Below are 19450 nucleotides of genomic sequence, written 5' to 3'. Positions count from 1 at the left end.
CGCAGTGGGCATCCGCACGGTCAAGCGCAGCGGCCAGGGTGACGACGGCTTCGGGAGTGGTGGGTGTGGCGGCAGAGCGTGCGGGGCGGGGCGTGGAGCACAGGCAAGATCGATTGGCCGGGACACGCGCTGGCGCCACGCCGCGAGGGTGATCACGGTGTGCGGCTGATGGGTAGGGCAGTTTGATCGCGTGGCATCAGCCCGCACGGGGTCGCTGCTTGGAGGAGTGGCCGCGGACGGGGAGGGGGCAGTCGGTGCATGCCGATGTTGAGCCAAGACGGCCGTAGCCATGGCCGCGAGGGAGCTGGTCGGCTAACTCGCAGCTCACGCCGCCCGTTGTCGCCAGCGTGCGATAGCTTTCGGGTGGATTCTGAGTCGAGGGGGTTCGGTGACCGACGGTGCGTATGCGGCCGAGTTGCGAGAGTACTCGCTGGACGTACTCGGGGACTCGCTGGGGATGAAGCGCTGGCGGGGGCCGGAGCAGTTGCGAGCAGCCTCGTTCAGCACCGCGCGGGACTACGCCGGTCGCTTCCTGCTGGAGCTGCTGCAGAACGGGCACGACGCGCACCCGAGGCAGCGGCACGACGGTCGGGTGCACGTTCTCCTCGACGAGGACGACGGCGAGTTTGGCACTCTGCTGGTCGGCAACGGTGGCACCCCCTTCACCTGGGCCAGGGTCGAGTCAGTGTGCAACCTGGCGATCAGCGAGAAGGTGATCGGCGAGGGCATAGGCAACAAGGGGGTGGGGTTCCGGAGCGTCCTGCAGATCACGGACGCACCGGAGATCTACAGCGCCCGCAGCGAGGGGCCCAGCCCGGCAGTGCTGGACGGCTACTGCTTCCGGTTCGCCTTGGAGGAGGAGCTGGCGGCTCTGCTGGGGGACCGGGAGGCCGCCCGGCGAGCGGTGAAGAAGCTGCCACCGTTCCAGATTCCCTACCCGGTGACCGAGGTGCCGGAGGCCTGTGCGCAGCTGGCCGAAGCCGGGAGCGTGACGGTGGTCCGGCTCCCGCTGCGCCATAGGGCCGCGCTCGATGAAGTCCGGCGCCGCATGCAGGAGTTGGCTTCTGCCAAGGCTCCGGTGATGCTGTTCCTGGACAGGTTGTCCAGTCTGGTGCTGGAGCGGCGCGTCGCCGGTGCGGTGGAGACCGTCAGCGAGCTGACCCGCGTCGAGCGGTCACTGGAGCCGGCTGCCCCCTCCTCGGTCGTCGGCACGGCGGCCCTTGCCGTCTCGCTCGCCGAGGTCGATCTCGGCCCGGCCGGGCGCTTCGTGATCGCGCGTCATACCGTGGACGACGAGCGCCTCCGGTCCATCGTCGAGGAGGCAGTCGAGGAGGGCCGGCTGGACGAGTCCTGGCGGGAATGGGCCGAGCCGGCAGTGGTGGAGGTGGCTCTGCCGGTGGCAGCCGCCAGGCCGAGGCGTGGCCAGACCTTCACCTTCCTGCCGTTGGGGGAAGAAGTCCTTGCACCCTTTCCGGGCCACCTCAACGCCCCCTTCTACACGAAGATGGACCGCACCGACCTGGACCACGAACATCCCCTGAACAGGCTGCTGTTCGAAGTGGCGGCCGAGACCTGTCTGGCAGCGTCCGAGCAGCTACGAGGGCTGCCAGGACCGCGGATGCGGCAGATGGCGGTGGACCTGGTGAGCTGGGAGTCGACCGGCCCGACCGCGAGACTGCTGCCGGCGGCGGCCCGGCGCGTGCACGACCGCGACCTGAGCGAGGTGGCCATCGTTCCGGCGGTGCGGATCGACGGGGCTCCACAGGAGGCCAGCTGGACGACACCGCGGAGTGCCACTCTCTGGCCGGAAGACGAACTCGCCCTGCTCACAGCGGAGAAGGCACACGCGACCGGGATCGCCGTGGTGGATCCGGAGGTCGGCGCCGAGCGGGTCAGGCGACTGGCGGCGATGTGCCGAGCGCTGAAGTACCCGCTGGATCCCCCGCGGTCGGTGCTGGCGGACCTGGTGGAACGGATTGTGGCCACGATGCCGCTGCCCGGGGTTGGGGAGTCTGTCCGGGATTGGGACGCCATGTACGCGGACCTCGCCACGCTATTCGAGTACGACGGGGAGGTGCTGCGCGGCCGGATGATCCTGCTGGCCGAGGACGGAACGCTCCGGCGCGCGAACGGCGGTGGCGACAACGGAAAGCCGGGGCAGCGGGAGAAGCGGCGGCAGGCGTTCTTCCAGCCCGGTTACGGTGCGCGGGGTGACGACGGGGCGCTCGTGGTGCCTGCCGTGCTCGGCAAGCGGCTCTTCTGCCTGCACCCGGACCTGAGCTGGGCCGAGAACGATGACGGTGGGCGCCGGCAGCGGGTCCAGTTCTTCCTGCAGTCGGCCGGTCTCGTCCGGCCGTTCGACGCCAAGGGTCTGCTGGAGCATGTCCGGCTGGCCCTGGCCGACAGCGCGGACCAGAAATTGCGTCTCCAGGCCCTCCGGTTCGTCTTCCGGCTTTGGCGCTCAAGGCAGTTCGCAGGAGAGCTGGCACTGTCCTCGGTGGGGCTCTACGTACCCTCGGCTGACGGGGCGCTGATCCGGGCTTCGGGGGCTGCCTTCGGCGCAGGATGGACGGGCACGACAGGGGACGACCTGGCGACGGTGGTGGCGGACGGGCGTGAGCTGTCGTCCGCGCTCCGATGGATCGCGAAGCGCCTGATCGCGCCGCCGGACACGCTGGTGAAGCGGGGCGAGACCCTGGATGAATGGCGCGACTTCCTGACCGCTGTGGGGGTCACCGACGGACTGATACCCGTCGTCACGGAGGGGGCCAGGCGGCGGGCCAACGGTGGCGCTCTGACGACGGCCAACCTTCTCAGAATGGCGAACCTCCCGAAGGGGGTCGACGAGCAGTGGGAGCAGCACCTGGAGCGACGATGGTCCTCCGCGTCGTACCCCCAGACGCCCTATAACGGTGGCCACGCCTATCGGCTGCCGGGCCAGGAGGTCGTGGGCCGGCTCGGCGAGGCGGCCCGATGGGCGTACGCCCGGCTCGTGCTGCGAGGGCTGGCGACGTGGACACCGGAACACTTCAGGACGGTCTGGACGAGTGAGAGCAGCCGCAAGACGGACCGTGAGTACGTGCGGACGCCGCTGGAGGCATTCGTCCACCGGCAGCCTTGGCTGCCGGTACGGGGCGCCGACCGCGCGGTTCGCTGGGTGCGCCCAGCCGAGGCATGGTACTGCCCGCCCGGGCTGGAGGAGGAGCCCGCCTTCGCGCCGACGGTCGACCGGCGGCTGCGCCAACTGCTCGAGCCGAAGCCGGTCCGCGACCGCCTGGGCGAGGCGGGCCTGCCTAGCTGGGGCGAACCGGAGGACTGCGCACGCCTGGTCGCAGCACTCGGCCGGTTCCTCGAGGACGGTGCGGTCCGAGGTGACGACTGGCCGTTGGCTCAGCGTGCAAACGAGCGTGCCTGGAACGAGCTCGTCGCACAGCCCGACCCCGAACTCCCGGAGGACGGCGTCCTGCTTGCCGAAGTCGGCGACCGGATGGTGGCTGTAGCCCTCGCCGACCTCGTCGACGACAGCGCGGTGTTGTACGTCACTGGTGACCGGGACAGTCTGGCCGCCCGCCTGATTCGCGAGATGGAACAGCCATTGCTCGTGCTTCCCGGCATCGCCCGGCAGGTCTGCGACTTGCTCGAGAAGATCTGCCCCGGTGCGGTCCGGGCCGTGGACTCCCTGGAGTTCGCGGCGACCGTCGATGGCGAGTTGGTGGATCCTGCGGTCATGGGCGAGCCGCTGGTCGACGAGTTCCCCTGGCTTCCCCTGGCGGTGGCCGCACTGGCCGACCACGATCCGCACGCGCCCCGGCCGAGCGATGCCGCCCTCACCGAGCTGACGGGTGCACTCCGAGAGGTTCGACTGCACCGCTACACCGACTGGGAGGTCACCCTGGACGAGGAGCCGGTCACCGTGCCGGACCGGCTGGACGGAGTGTTGCCGCTGCCCGATGCCAAGCACCCGCTACTGCTGACGCGGGAGGGCGACCGAGGCTGGCGCGAGGTCGCCCGGTTCGCGGTCGCGATGGCCGACCTGCTCGGGCACCGCAGCTTCGGCGACCGGGTGCAGCTGGCCGCCCTGAAACTCGGGGACGCTCACGCCGACCTGCGGGCACCGGCGCAGGAGGAACTCGCCAGAGCCCTCGGCCTCTCCATCCACCAGCTCGAACAGACCGGCCGCCGGATCGACGGAGCCGTCGGTGGTGTCTTGCAGCGGGGCTACCCGCTGCTCGTGCACCTGCTTGGCCGGCCGAAGGCCGACGAGCTGACCGAGCCGACGCCCCGGGACACCCAGGACCTCACGACCGCGCTGCGCTCCTGTGCGAGCGAACTTCCGGTGACGGCGGAGCAATTCGTCGACGAGGCCCGCGCGGCCCGGTCGACCGACGAACTCAGGGCGGCACTCGGGATCGATTTCGGCGCGCTGAACCACACCCTGGCCGCCCTGGCTCCGCGCTACCGGCCGATCAGTCACGGCGAGGCCCACGAGGAGGCGCTCCGGGCGTTCGTGGACCTGCACCGGAAGGAGCTGCTGAACCGGCTCCGCTGGTCGGCCCTGGGAGAGTTCGACGCCAGGCGACCGCTGGCCGACTGGCCGGAGCTCCGTACCCTCGACTGGATCACGGCGCCTTCGGTCTGGGCCCTCACCGTCGACGTCGCGGATACCGGACTGCTGCGGGCGCAGGTCGAGGAAGCACTCGTCGCACGGCTGGGAGGGCCGGTCCCGGACGAGGGGCACCCGCTGCCGCCGATTGATCACGTGCGCGGCCGGAACAAGAGCGTGATCGCGGGCAAGGCGGAGGACCTCGCCGCCCTGGTGACGGCGTCCGGTCGGACGCTGCCCGACGCGCTGTCGGCCCTCGACCCGGGAGAGGAAGTCACCGCTCGGCTGGAGACGGCGGGTGCGCTCGACTTCCGACTGCTGGGCCCGGACGATGTGGTCGCCTGGCTGGCCGCGCTCGGGCAGTGGCCGGGTGACCTGCCCTGCACGGCGGACCTCGACCGCCATGGGCTGACTCCGGAGGACCTGAACGAGGTACGGAACGAGGCGAACCGGGCCCGTGCAGCGAGGGAGCGCGCCCGACGGCTCATCTCGGTGGGGAGCCGGGAGCTCGATGTGCACTCCGGCGACTTCACCGAACTGACTGCGGTGCTGCGCGAAAACCTGGACGCCCGGCCCGAGCTGGTCGGCGGTCGTCACCACTTCGCCCAGCTCACCCCGGTCGCGCCGCGGAGCGGGGGGAGCGGCGCGAGGCACCGTCCGGGCGGCGGCCGTGGCCGGGCGGACAGCGGACTCTCCCAGGCTCAGCGAACAGCGATCGGCTACGCGGGCGAGTGGTATGCCTACCAGTGGCTGTGCCGACAGTACCCCGGTACCGACGAGAGCAGCTGGGTCTCCACCAACCGTCGCGGTGCGTTCCCGGGGACACCGGGGGACGACGGTCTGGGCTTCGACTTCCGGGTCGGCTCCGGCAAGCAGCCCCTGATGTTCGAGGTCAAGGCGACGCAGGGGCAGGGCGGACAGATCGAACTCGGGGAGAGCGAGGTTCGGGCGGCCCAGCAGCATGCCAGCCACGACCGTTGGCGGCTGCTGGTGATCACCTCGGTCCTCGACTCCGAAGAGCTCCAGGTGTACATGCTCCCCAACCCCTTCGGCGCGCGGGGACGCGGGTACTACCGCGAGGAGGGCGGCGCTTTGCGCTTCACCTACCACTTGTGATCCGGGCAGGAGAGGCTCGCGATCGACTGGGACGCGCGCTGGCGACACGCCGCGAGGGTGATCACGGAGCACGTTCGGTGGGTAGGGCAGCTTGATCGCGCAGCAGCGGCCCGCACCGGGTCGCGGCCGGGAGGAGTGGCCGTGGGCCGGGACAAGGCGTCTGCCAGTCGGCCGTGGGTTGTTGGGCTCGTACAACCCGGAGCACGCGCGGTGCGTGGCGCCGGGCCTCGGACCGGTCTTCGGAGTGAGCGCTGGCGGGCGCCGGGAATTCCAGCGAGGCCACATGGAATTGGCGAGTGTGGGATTTCTGGAGACCATTCTCTGGCTGTAGTTCGGCCTGGGCCAGATTGATTTCTCCCGGGACCCCTTGGCTTCTGTCCGGTGGCTCTCTGGGCGATCTGCCGGAATCACTGGATTGACGGCCGGAGTGGCGTTACCCTGGAGGCATGAACGCCACCCGGACTCTCCGTCAAGCCCCTGACCTAGGGACCAGCTGGGGACCACACGTCATGCGCGCTGCCGCGCGAGGTGCGCGAAACATGCTCGTCTGCACGCGCACGGCGTGTGCGTGGGCGGATTTTGAGGGGTAATAGGATATCCCTACTAAACTGGGGGTCAAGGGGTCGCAGGTTCAAATCCTGTCGTCCCGACTGGAGTTCAACTCCATTGTCGCAGGTCAGAGGCCGTTTTCTCCTTCGGGAGGAAACGGCCTTTGGCGTGCTCAGGGTCCTGCCTCTCACATCCGTCTCACGGTTTCACTGTCCTGCGCTGAGGCCTGATGCTGCCTGGGATTGTGCACCCGTGACCTTATGCGCGCATCCTTCCTGTATGTCCGATCTGTCTATCGCCAAAAATGGGATTGACGGTTGCCCATTGTGATCGCCGATTCCGGCCAGGGCGTTTGCACTTGACACTCCAATCCGTCGATCAAGTGCGCGCCGACAGGCGCAGCGGCTGCCCCAGCGTTGGATTCGGGCGAGGTGATGTGGCTGCGGACGCCTTCGTCGAAGGCGTGGCGCGATCTGTTTCCTGAGGTCCCCGCTTGATCTTGGCCAGCGGGTTTCTGCGCGGTGTGGTGAAGCCGCGCTGCAGTCTGACCCGCGTCTCAAGCGGGTCGGCGAGTGCGCAGGCCAATAGTCATGGAGGGATGGCGCGGGAGGCACGTTGCGGCGTGCCGACGAGTGGGGGAGGCGTACAGGGCTGGATGCGATTCCAGGCGAGGTTCCCATCCATCACGAGGCGACGGTGCACCTGCGGGTGGTCGGAGGGCTCAGGCTAGGTCGTGCGCGGAGTTCCCTGGCGCATGGGGAGAGTTCGGGCTTCCCGGATCAGGTCGGGTTCTCCGTGGGCAGCCGGCAGGAGAGCAGCTGAGCAGGGTCCGACGCGACGAGGGTGTGTTTGAGCGCATGGCGATCACGGACGGACTATGTTATACGCGGGGCGGGCCACGGGTTGTTTCGGAGCCCGCCCCACGTTTACTGGATCAGCTCTTCCTCTCGCTCTGGGCCACGTTACGGGGTGCGTTCGGGCTGGAGGCTCCAGCGCAGGTTTTCCTGGAGGTTGGGGCAGTCCCAGATGTCGAGGCGGGTGCCCTGGTCGGTTGCCCAGCCGTGGAGTTCGGCGCAGCGGCCGGTGTTGGGGTCGCCGTTGGTGATGGTGGCGTTGTTGACGATGCGGCCGTCCGTGCGGGTGGTCCATTTCTGGGTGGGCTTGTCCGCGCAACGGGCGAGGACGAGCTGGGTGCCGTTGGTGGTGGCATCGCCGGTGGTGGAGACGCAGTAGGCGCCGGCCCGGATGGTGCCGTCAGCGCCGAGGTTGTAGCGCTGGTTCGGGGTGTTCCAGCAGGAGTAGATGGCCAGCGGTGCTCCGTCGCGTGGTCCGCCTTCGGCGTCCATGCACTGCCAGGGGACCAGGCTGGGGTGGATCGAGGTGCTGGCGTCGGCGTAGCCGATCATGCTGGGGGTGCCGAAGCCGTCGACCTTGCCTGTCGTTCCGGTGCTGCTCTGGCCGGAGTAGATGGTGATGGCGTTGTTGTTGTCGACGGTCCAGAGGTCGGGGTAGCCGTCCGCGTTGATGTCCCCGGCGCCGATGTGCGGGTAGTTGGCGGCGGTCAGTGCGACGCCGGTGGTGAGCTTGATGCCGGCGTCGGGCTTGGTGAGCGCGGTGTAGTCGACGGTGCCGTTCGTGTTCCAGCCGAGCGGGTAGGCGAAGACGTCGCCGGTGGTGCGGTTGCGGGCCCACAGGGTGGTCTGGTTGACCTGGCCCGGGTTGGTCTTGTCGGTGCTTGTGGTGGTGCCGTTGGCGGGGCCGGGGCTGAGCAGTTCCAGGTCGGCCCAGCTGCCGGAGGCGGTGGGGATGAGGGTGGCGCTGTCGAGGTCGTCGAACGTGCCGTTGGGCTGGAAGAGGTAGAGGTTGTTGTTCTCGACGGTGAGGATGGAGGCTTGGCTGTTGATGATCTTGTGGTTCGGGTCCTTTGGGTCGCCGGCGACTGCCTCGCCTTCGGGGGTGCCGAACGCGATCGCCTGGGAGACGTTGCTCCAGACCTTGGGGGTGTAGTCGGGGCAGGGCTTGCCGGTTCCGTAGGTCGTGCAGGTGGACGGGCGGGTCAGCGGGATGGGCTTGAGGGCGTCGAAGCGGCCGGTACCCCTGTTCGGGATCAGATAGAGCGGTTCTCGGAGCTTCGAGGTGGTGTCCTTGTTGTAGTGGGCGACGATCTCGTCGACGGCCTGCCCGATGGCGAGGGTGCCGTGGTGGCTGATCTGGAAGTCGGCCCAGGAGGAGCCGTCCGGCGCGGCTGAAGCGGGGGCGGCCAGCGAGGTTGACGGTTCGGCGGTGCCGCCAATGACCCGCAGGTCGCCGGTCTTGTCGGTGAGGACGATGTCGGGTTTCTGGTCGTTGTCGACGTCACCGAACAGCGGCTGGGTGTGGGGCCTCCAGGGGACGTAGAAGTTGTAGACCGCGGCCTGGCTGTAGTTGCCCGCGACGTCCATCGCCCAGGCGTACAGGGTGTTGGTGCCCCACTGGCGCGGCTGGTAGGTGTACGACTGGCCAGGCCTGATGGTGTCGGACGGGTTGCACCCCCAGCCGACGACCGGGGTCGGGTCGGGGGTGACGCGGATGCAGGCGACGCCGGAGGCCCACAGGTTCGGGCCGGGGGCCGGGTCGTCGGCGTTGATGGTGAACGTCGCCATGTCGCCGACGTACTTGGCCGGGTTCGGGTTCGGGGTGCCGGACGGAGGAAAGTCGGTCGAGCTGATGCTCACGCGCGGCGCGGTTTTGTCGACGCGGAAGTAGCACCAGGCGCTGTTGGGTGAGGTGAGCAGGGTGTCGGTGGAGCGGGCCAGCCAGCCGTACTGGTGGCCGTCGGTCAGCGAGCCGACCGAGGTCGACGGAGCCGGGTTGTTGTAGGAGCCGCCCCACCCACCCTGTTCGAGACGGAAGTTGGGGTCCTGGTCGTCCCACATGATGTAGCCGGTGTAGAGCGGCTGGCCGGCGGGGGAGTAGCTGTTGGCGGTCAGGTAGATGTTCTGGTTGTTGCCGACCCAGCCGGAGTTGTCCCAGGGGTGGGCGCCGCCGCTGGTGCACTCGGCCTTCGCTCCGGTGTCGGCGAAGCCGGGGGCGGGGCTTGTTCGCGGGTACCAGATGGTGGGGGTGATGTCGTAGTTGGTGGTGATGCTGGGGTTGCTCGCGATCTGGTGGCGGAACTCCTTCTTCCATTCGGAGTCGCTGGGAGCGATGCCGAGGGTCCACCAGGGCCAGTGGCCGGCGGCCGCCTGGTTGATCATGCCGGAGACGTCGACGGACATCGGGCCGGTGCCCGTGATTTGCTGGCCGCCGACGTAGCTGCAGCCGTCCATGACCACGTTGCCGTTGTCGCCGCACGGCTGCTGGTACCAGTTGGTGTTGCCGTCGATCGGGCGCGGGGCCGAGTAGACGCCGAGGTTGGTGGCGGTGCCCATGCTGGACGCGCCGGAGACTTGGGCGTTGAGGACGGAGGAGTAGAGAGTGGGCGGGACTTCGGCGCCGCCCGGGACGGTGTAGATCGCCGGGTTGATGGTGAACTGGAAGTAGGCCCGCTGGCGGCCCTCACTGCCGCAGTCCTGGTTCGGGTCCGAGCTGTGGAAGCCGCAGTAGCCCGTCGCCAGGTCGGACTTGAGGTTGAAGTTCTTGGCGTCCTTGTGGTTCTCCTGGACCTCGACCGAACTCTGGACCGAGTTGCTGACGGCGATCAGGGTCGGGTCCAGGAACCACGGGCCAGTGCCGGAGCCGAGAGCGGCCGGGTCCGGGGTCAGCTCGATGGCCTCGCTGGTGGCCTTGGTGCCAATCAGGGCGACCTTCGCGCCGTCGCCTGGCGCCTCGGCCGTCGAGGGGGCGCCCTGGGCGCCGGCGTCTTCGGCGGCCGGCGCGGCGACCGCCTTGCCGGCCTTGGGCGGGGTGGCGGAGGCGGGTTTCGAGGAGTCCCACTGCATCGGGGCGGGCGCCTGGAAGCGCACCTTCCCGCTCTTGTCGTCCTTGACGCTGATGGCGCCCTTGTCGTCAGCGGCGACGGTGAGTCCGTTCGCCGTGACGGGGAAGCGCAGGGTCTTCAGCGCTGGGTTGGCCGCTGCCTCGGGAGTCCGCACGACGATCACGTCGCGCCAGCCTCCGGCCGTCAGCGCGGTCAGTTGCAGGTTGACGCCGGGCAGCACGTCCGCATAGGTGGCGGTGGCGCCGTTGAGCGTCGGCTTCGGCAGCGCAAACGGTGCGCCGACGGCCAGCTTGTTGCCGTCCTCGGTCGTGGCGGTGGCCATCGGGCCGGTGCCGCCGCCGGAGAACGACACGGCGGTGCCGAGCACCGCGGGGGTGACCGTGCCGTCGGGTCCGGTCTTCAATGTCGGGTCGAGGTCGGCCCACTTGCCGTCGCGCTTGACACGCACCGGCTGAGCGTTGTCAGTGGTGCTCAGCGTCCCGTTCGGGTTGGCCACGGTCTTCGAAGCCACGTCGGTCATCGCATCGACAACGACCGGCTTGCCCGTCGACTTCGCCTTGGCGATCGCATCGAGCATCGCCTGCTGCAACGGGGTGCGCGGCGGTGCCGGCGTGGACGGAACGACGGGCCCCACCCCGCCGACCGGCCCGTGCGTCGACGCGGCAGTGGGTTCGGCGGCGAGTGCGGTCGGAGCGGCGAGCAAGCCGAGACTCAGGACGATGCTCGCCCCGAGCGCAGCCGCTCGGGCGGTTCGTCGTCGCAAAGACGGTGTGGGTGATGTGTTCCTGAATGTCCATTGAATGGCGGACATGCCTTTTCTGTGTCCCCTCCCCATTGGCGGCCTCCTGCGCGAGGTCGCGTTCGAGTGGGAACGATGCTTCGTTTCCAGCGGGTTGGTCAAACCGATTGACGACCGTGCATGGACATGTCCGGAAACGTTCCCGATCGATAGTCAATGGTTGGCAAAGTCGGCATGCCTTGCGGTCGAACGAGCTGCGGCGTGTCCGAGGCCTCACCTATCGTCACAACGATGATGGCACTCGCTGCGTCTGCGTGACGCTGTGCCTACAACACGTGAGGAGATTTCACGGTGGGGGTTTGGCCTGCCCGGAAACGGGCTGGGATACCAACAAGGGGGAGATGGCGGTCACCCGTTGTGGCAACGGTGATCGCCATGGCAATGACCGGGATTACGGTGCCACCAGCTGTGGCATGGACGTACCCCGAGCCGGAAGGGAAGGTGTGGACGCCGCCGAACACGCCCCTGGGCGGATCTTCGGTCCCCGTCAAGGGACAGAACGCGAAGCCGGTGGCGTCCCAGCCCGTTGCCAAGGCACCAGACTGGAAGCCCGAGCCGGTGGCACCTCTGGTGACCGGAACCGCGACGGTCAGGGTAGGAGCGGACAGTGCCGAAGCCGCGGCCGCCAGACGCGCGACCGGTGGTGCGTCGCCTGCATCCGGCGGCCAGACGGGAACGAAGGCTGGCGCGTTGGCGGTCCGGGTCGTTCCTGGTACCGGCAAGGAGGAAAGCGCGCACACGGTCACGGTCGAGGTGACCGGACAGGAGAAGGGCAAGGCTGCGGGTGTCGGCGGGCCGCTCATCGCTCTGACTGATGCGGAGGCACCCGCCACTGGCGGCGGCCGAGGGGCAGCCGTCACCTTGGACCTGAAGTCCCTGCAGGCAGCCGGATGGTCGGACCGGGCGGCGCTCGTCGAACTGCCCTCCTGCGCGCTGACCACGCCGGACCTGCCCGAGTGCCGTACCCAGACACCGGTTTCGGCCAAGGCCGACGGGCTGGGCAAGATCACCGCCGATATCGTCCTGCCGCCCAAAGCAGCGCCCCAACAGGGGCAGGGCGGTGCTGTGAAGGCGTCCTTCTCCGGGGCGCCGCCCGGCCAAGCGCTGGCCGTGGCCGACTCGGGTGGCACGGGCAGTTCGGTGGTCCTCTCTGCGGCACCCCCTCCGTCCGGCGCCATGGGCGACTACAAGGCCACGTCCCTCACCTCGTCGTCATCCTGGACCTCCGGGTCCAACACCGGTGGCTTCACCTATAGCTATCCCATCTCGGTTCCGCCTGCTCTCGGAGGAGCCGCACCCGCTGTGGCGCTGGGCTACAACTCGGCGGACGTGGACGGTAAGACCTCCGCCTCGAACGCGCAGCCGTCGTGGATCGGTGACGGCTGGGGCTATGAGCCCGGCTACATCGAGCGCTCTTACAAGTCCTGCGACAAGGACGGGATCACCGGCTCCGGCGACGAGTGCTGGGGCGGGCAGAACGCCAGCCTCTCCCTTTCCGGCCGCTCCGGTGAGATCGTGCGCGACGACGGCACCGGCAGCTGGCACCTTGCGGGCGACGACGGGACGAAGGTCGAGCAGCTGACCGGGGCGCCGAAGGGCGCGGGCGACGTCGACTACCAGGGCCGAGAGTACTGGCGGATCACCACGCCCGAGGGTGTCCAGTACTACTTCGGTCTCAACCACCTGCCCGGCGGTGACGGCACCGACCAGGCCGCGAACTCAGTGTTCACCGTGCCGGTGTACTCGCCCAACAGCGGCGACCCGTGCTACGACGCCGGCAAGGGCAACAGTTCCTGGTGCCAGATGGCCTGGCGCTGGCAGCTGGACTATGTCGTCGATCCGCATGGCAACCTGACCACGTACAAGTACGCCACCGAGGGCAACAAGTACCAGCGCGGCCGCATCCAGGGAGGCAGCGCCGGCACCCTCACCGACTACCAGCGTGGCGGATACCTCCAGGAGATCGGCTACGGTCAGCGTCTGAGCGAGCAGCAGGCCGCCAAGGGTGCGTTGAGCCCCGCGGCCAAGGTGCTCTTCACCACTGCTGAACGCTGCCTGCCTGACGCGACGAACGACTGCTCCGAGGGCAAGCGCACCTCCAATGCCAACGCGTGGCCGGACACCCCCGTCGACCAGATCTGCACCGACAACACCTGCACCAACTCGTCTCCGACGTTCTTCACCACCAAACGCCTGACGGCGATCAGCACTCAGGTACTGGTGAACTCCGCGTACCGCACGGTCGACACCTGGAAGCTCAACCAGGAGCTGGCCGACCCCGGTGACGGCACCGCGCACCTGCTCCAGCTCGACTCGATCCAGCGGGTACCGAGCAACGGCCAAGCGGAGATCACTGACCTGCCGCCGGTGCAGTTCCAGTACAAGATGCGGGCCAACCGCGTCGACGGGCTCGTCCCGGCCTCGCCGCAGTTCATGCGCCCCCGTATCCAGGGCATCACCACCGAGATGGGCGGTCGGATCGACGTCATCTACACCGATCCCGAGTGCTCCCGGGTCAACAACCACATGCCGTCCTCCGAGGACGGCAACACGATGGCCTGCATACCCGTCCACTGGTACCTACCCGGGCAGTCCGGCAAGGACCCGGTCAGCGACTGGTTCGACAAGCCGCTGGTGAAGACCGTCGTCGAGCAGGACCTGGTCAGCACCCCTGCCGTCGCGAAGACCACCGAGTACACCTACAACGGTGGCGCCGCCTGGCACCGCAACGACGCCGAGTTCGTCGATCCCAAGGTCCGTACCTGGGACCAGTTCCGCGGTTACCAGACCGTGACCATCACCACGGGCAACGCCAACCCCGGTGAGGCTCCGAAGACCCAGCAGCGAGTCACCTACCTGCGCGGCATGGTCGGCGACTATCTCGCAGACGGCAAGACCCTGCGCACAGTCCCGGACGTCGCCAGCCCGCTCGGAGGCAGCGTCACCGACAGCGCTCAGTTGGCCGGTCGCATCGTCGCCACTGAGACCTTCGATCAGGCGGGTGGCAGCGTCACCGCGGTATCCGGAGCGACCTTCAGCGGGCAGCAATCCTCCGCGACCCATGCTCAGAGCGCCGGTGCGCCAAAGATCTACGCCTGGCGGCCGGATGCCGAGACTACTGCCGTCAGCAAGGCCAAACTCGCGGACGGCAGTTGGCGAACCACCTCGACGGTGACAACAACCGAGCCAGCCAACGGCAACCGTGTGGTCAAGGTCGACGACAAGGGCGACGGCACCGCCGCCACCCCGGAGCTCTGCACCACGATCTCCTACGCGACCAGCGACAACCCCCAGATACTGACTCTGGCCGCGGAGAAGACCACCTTCCAAGGATCCTGCTCCGACAAGGCTACGGCCGCCAACACCCTGTCCAGCGGCCGCACACTCTATGACGGCAAGGCCTTGGGGAGGGCCGGCGCCATCGGTGACCCGACCAGCACCCAAGTCCTCGACCACTTCGATCAGTCCGGGAATCCGATCTACGCGCACACCGGCAGTGGCACGTTCGATGCCTATGGGCGTGCTATGACGACGGCCACCACCGATGGCTCGACCTACGATCGCAACGGCGTCCAGTCGAGCGCTCCCTCGGTGACGCCCGCCGTCACATCTGTTGCCGTCACCCCGGCTTCTGGTGAGCTGCCTTCGCAGGTGCAGACGACTGGCCCGATGGGCGCTGGGTGGACCACAACGGCGACCCGGGACCAGGCTCGTGGCTCAGTGTTGACCAAGACCGATGAGAACGGCCGGGTGATCACTGCGCAATACGACGCCGCGGGGAGGCTCACCGCGGTCTGGGCGCCGGACCGCCCGACGACGGAGAACCCGACGCGGAAGTTCACCTACGCACTCAGGGGATCCGCCGGCCCTTCCACCGCCAAGACCGAGACTCTCAACGACGACGGTGTCACATTCTCTACGAGCATCGACATCTATGACGGTCTCGGCCGGCCTCGTCAGACCCAACGCACCAGTGACGCCAAGCCCACCGGACGCCTGATCACCGACACCGTGTACGACACGCACGGCTGGGTGATCAAGACCTCTGCTCCCTACTACGAGGAGACCTCCTTCCCCACCGAGGCAATCTTCCTCCCGGCTGCGGACGGGCAGGTCCCCGGCCAGACCTGGAACACCTATGACGGCAACGGGCGCATAGTTCGCGCGGAGTTCCGCTCCAACGGCAACCTCCAGTGGGCGACCAACACCGCCTACCCCGGCGCCGACCGTACCGACGTCACCCCGCCCTCCGGCGGCACCCCGACCTCGACTGTCACGGACGCTCGCGGCCGCGCCACCGCGATCTGGCAGTACAAGACACCCACCCCGAGTGGTAACCCGGCCGACGCGGACGTCACCAGCTACGGCTACAGCCCAGCCGGCCTCGCCACCTCACGGACCGACAGCAGCGGCAACACCTGGACTGAGAGCTACGACCTGCGCGGCCGCCAGATCTCGTCGTCCGACCCGGACACCGGCAGCGGTCAGACGTTCTACGACACCCAGTCGAGGATCGACCACACCGTAGACGCGAAGGGCAACACCCTTGCTTACACCTACGACGTACTCGACCGTAAGACTGGCAAATACAACGGGAGTGTGGCACCGGCCAACCAGTTGGCGTCCTGGACCTATGACACTCTCGCCAAGGGCATGGCCACTTCCTCTACCCGGTATGTGGGCGGAGCATCCGGCGCGGCATACACCACAGCCATCACGGGCTATGACACCGCCTATCGGCCGCTCGGCAGCTCCATCACCATCCCGTCCGACGAGGGCGCCCTCGCCGGTACCTACACGACTACCAACACCTACAGCCCGGTCATCGGCTCGCTGAAGAAGGTCGACATTCCCGCCGCAGGCGGACTGCCCGCCGAAACGGTCAGCTACGGCCGCACCGTCACGGGCCTGCTGACCGGTGCCGCCAGCCTGAAAAAGGCTGTCATCGCCCAGGTCGAATACGACGCGCTGGCCCGCCCGGTCCGCACGACCGTGGGCCCATACGGCACCCAGGTCGTCGCCACCCAGCAGTACGACTGGGCGACCGGACGGATCATCAATAGCTTCATCGACCGGCAGAACGGCACCGTCTCTGCCGACCAGACCAGCTACACCTACACCCCGTCAGGCCGGCTCACCTCCGTCACGGACGTCCAGGACGCGTCGGCGACCGACACCCAGTGCTTCACGTATGACTACCTCAGCCGGCTCACCAGAGCCTGGACGGACACCGGCGGCACCAGCACCACCGCCGACTGGACCGACTCCTCCGGCCTCAAGCACGGCACCGGCAGCTCCACCACCGTCCCCGGCATCGGCACCTGCAACAACGCCACCGGCCCCGCGACGGTCAACCCCGGCGGACGCACCGTCGGCGGCCCCGCACCGTACTGGAACACCTACAGTTACGACGCCACCGGCAACCGCACCGGCCTCGTCCAGCACGACATCACCGGCAACAGCCTCAACGACACCACCGTCACCCAGACCTTCGGAGCCGCCAAAACCACCAACACCCCCACCACCAGCGGAGGCACCGGCGGCCCGCACGCCCTGTTCACCTCCACCAGCACCGGCCCGTCGGGCACCAAGGCCGTCAGCTACCAGTACGACGCCAAGGGCAACACCACCGCCATCACCGACACCGGCGGCACCACCACCCTGACCTGGAACGGCGAGGACAAACTCGACTCGCTCACCAAGACCGGCCAGGCCGGCGTAACCAGATACCTCTACGACGCGGACGGCAACCAGCTCATCCGCCGCGACCCCGGCAAGACCACGCTCAACCTGCCCACCGACGAGCTCACCCTCGACACTTCCGTTCCCAACGGCTCGCTGAGCAACGTCCGATCCATCGCCGCCCCTGGCGGCCTGACCTTCACGCGCGTCACCGCGCCCATCGGCGGCGGCACCGTCCTCATCCAGGCCGCCGACCCCCACGGCACCAACGGCGTCCAGATCAACACCGACGCCAACATGACCGTCACCCGACGACTCACCGACCCCTTCGGCAACCCCCGCGGCACCCAACCCGCAGCCGGCCAGTGGGCCGGGACCAAGGGCTTCGTCGGCGGCACCAAGGACGACGCCACCAGCCTCACCAACCTCGGCGCGCGAGAGTACGACCCAACCGCCGGCCGCTTCATCAGCGCCGACCCCATCCTCGACGCAGCCGACCCCCAACAGTGGAACGGTTACGCCTACAGCAACAACAACCCTGTCAACCTCTCCGACCCCAGCGGTCTTCGCCCCGACGGCACCTGCGGCGGCTTTGGCTCATGCACGGTCGATAACAGTCCCGTCACCGAGACCTGGACTTCGGACCATGGCGCCTGGTCCGTGGACGTTAAGAAGATTCCTTTCACTGGAACCAAGGGATACAGCTCCACCGACTGCCGCCACGACAATTCCTGCGCAACAACCCTGGAACAACGCACCATGAGTGCCTTCCTCCGCACGGCGGAGATGGCCCAGCACCAAGAACCTGTCAGGAATGACATCAGCGATGCAGAACTGCACCGCATCATGACCAAGTACGACTCCGGATCGAGCGCCATCAATTGGGCCGCACTGCAAATGTGGGAATATGGCGCCTCCGAGGAGGAAGCCGACTATTTCAAAGCCAACTACTGCCTGTACATCGTTTGCCGCACCGACGCGATGATCGCTAACGGCATAACTGCTGGCGATCCCATCGTCACTCCATTCGGCCTTTCTCCCATGGAGAAGAGCGCGATGAACGTCGGCGGCTCCATGGCGGCACTGGCGGCTAGGGGTGGAGTTGGAGAGGTGGCGCCTGGCCGGCTCCCCGGCCTCTCCGCAAGGGCTCGCGCAGCCCTGTGCGACAGCTTCGTCGCCGGAACCATGGTCGTCATGGCAAACGGTCAGCAGAAGCCAATCGAGCAGATCAAAATCGGTGACGACATCCTCGCCACCGACCCCCAGACCGGGGAAACCGACCACAGGGCCGTAACAGCGGTCACTGAGACGCCGAATGACGAGGACTTCACTGACCTGTCGCTCCAGGAGGCGCCGGACCAAGGATCATCACAGTCGGCTCAACGCCCGACGCTGACTACCACCTGGCACCACCCCTTCTGGAGCCTTACCAACCAACGCTGGACTGAAGCCAGCGAGCTCCGAGCAGGCGAGGAACTCCGCAAGCCGGACGGGACCGCAGCCGCCGTAGCGGGCGTGCGAAACTACCACCAGAAAGTCTTCACCTATAACCTCACAGTCGCAGACCTCCACACGTACTATGTACTGGCCGGTGCCACGCCAGTGCTTGTGCACAATTCGAGCTGTGGCATTCCGACAAAGACAGACAGGATCGCTGAGCATCTCACCTTCAGGGATTTGGATGCCGCTCAACGCGAACTCGGCGGTGAGGTTGTTGCACGAAAGGCTGATGGAACTCCTTGGGATCATGTTGGTGAGGTTCGAGATGCTCAACAGGGTCTCCTGAATCGCATTCACCAGATCAAGGTGCAGATGTCGAAAGCGGGGGTTGATGATCCGATCTTCCCGTCGCTTCAGGACGAACTTAGCCAGGCAAGCAAGCTGCTGGACTACTCAGAGAAATATGTCCCGAGGCATTGATGACAGAATTTAGAGACATGCTCAGTAGGGCGAAATCTGGGACGCTGAGTGCTCAAGAACTCGGCGTTGCCGTGGAGGCAATTTCTGAAGGCCGCACAAGCCAAGGAGACTTGTATACGGCATTGCATGTGGTTGGGCTGGGGGGCTCCCCCGCCCAGGCGGAGGTCGTCAGGCAGTATCTCCGCATGCCTGTGGACCCAATGCTGTCCCGCCTCGCTGTGCAGATTCTTGGGGACTACTGGGGGATGTCCTCTGAGCTCCTTCCTGAGCTCCGTGAATTCCTGGTTGGAGTCGATTGGGATGTTGATGGCGATGTTCGAGATATTGCCATTTCCATCACTGGCAGGCACCTTCGAAAGGCAGGCGGACCGGCCGACTTGGCGAAAATGTTGATGGATATCGCCGATGACGAGAGCGAGTTTGGTCTTGTGCGAGAAGCCGCCTTGCGGGCTTTGGCTGCCGGACTTGGGGATTCGCTTCGCGAAACGTCGTCTCCTGCCGTCCGAGTGCGCGTTGGATCTGCACAGGCCGTCGACGTCCTAGCTCGTGCCAGAAAAAGGTATGCCCGGCAGTAGCTAGCATCAGGGAATGTAATCCCATGATTTGAGCGCCAAGAAGCCCCGTCAGGACCGTGGAGGTCCTGGCGGGGCTTCTTGCCGTCCTGACGGCAGTAGTTGACGGCTGAATCGCTGCGGGTTTGACCGAGACTCCTTCTCTTGGAAGGATCGAGTCCGTTATGAGGAAGCCATACCCCAGTGAGGTCCGGAAGCGGGCGGTGCGCCTGGTGCTGGAGACCCGTGATCAGTACGAGACCGAGTACCAGTGCATCCGGTCGATCGGCGCCAAGCTCGACGTGGGCCCG

The 19450-nt window shown here is 67.4% G+C and carries 3 protein-coding genes; 2 read left to right on the top strand and 1 reads right to left on the bottom strand.

From position 1 onward, the window contains the following. Positions 1–388: 388 nt before the first annotated feature. Positions 389–5719, top strand: coding sequence for a sacsin N-terminal ATP-binding-like domain-containing protein (locus tag ACH4J0_RS18900; RefSeq protein ID WP_396241448.1), 5331 nt, complete (start codon positions 389–391; stop codon positions 5717–5719). Positions 5720–7230: 1511 nt separating this feature from the next. Here ACH4J0_RS18900 and ACH4J0_RS18895 read toward each other — a convergent pair. Further along, a complete protein-coding gene (locus ACH4J0_RS18895) occupies positions 7231–10890 on the bottom strand; it encodes a ricin-type beta-trefoil lectin domain protein (protein ID WP_396241446.1) in 3660 nt (1219 codons plus the stop codon). Between the two features lie 453 nt (positions 10891–11343). Between ACH4J0_RS18895 and ACH4J0_RS18890 the strand changes: the two genes are divergently transcribed. Beyond that, a complete protein-coding gene (locus ACH4J0_RS18890; RefSeq protein ID WP_396241444.1) occupies positions 11344–18588 on the top strand; it encodes a polymorphic toxin type 28 domain-containing protein in 7245 nt (2414 codons plus the stop codon). The last annotated feature ends 862 nt before the right edge of the window (positions 18589–19450 follow it).

The organism is Kitasatospora sp. NPDC017646 (assembly GCF_044329365.1).
Classification (GTDB): Bacteria; Actinomycetota; Actinomycetes; order Streptomycetales; family Streptomycetaceae; genus Kitasatospora.
This window is presented reverse-complemented; position numbering and strand designations above follow the sequence as displayed.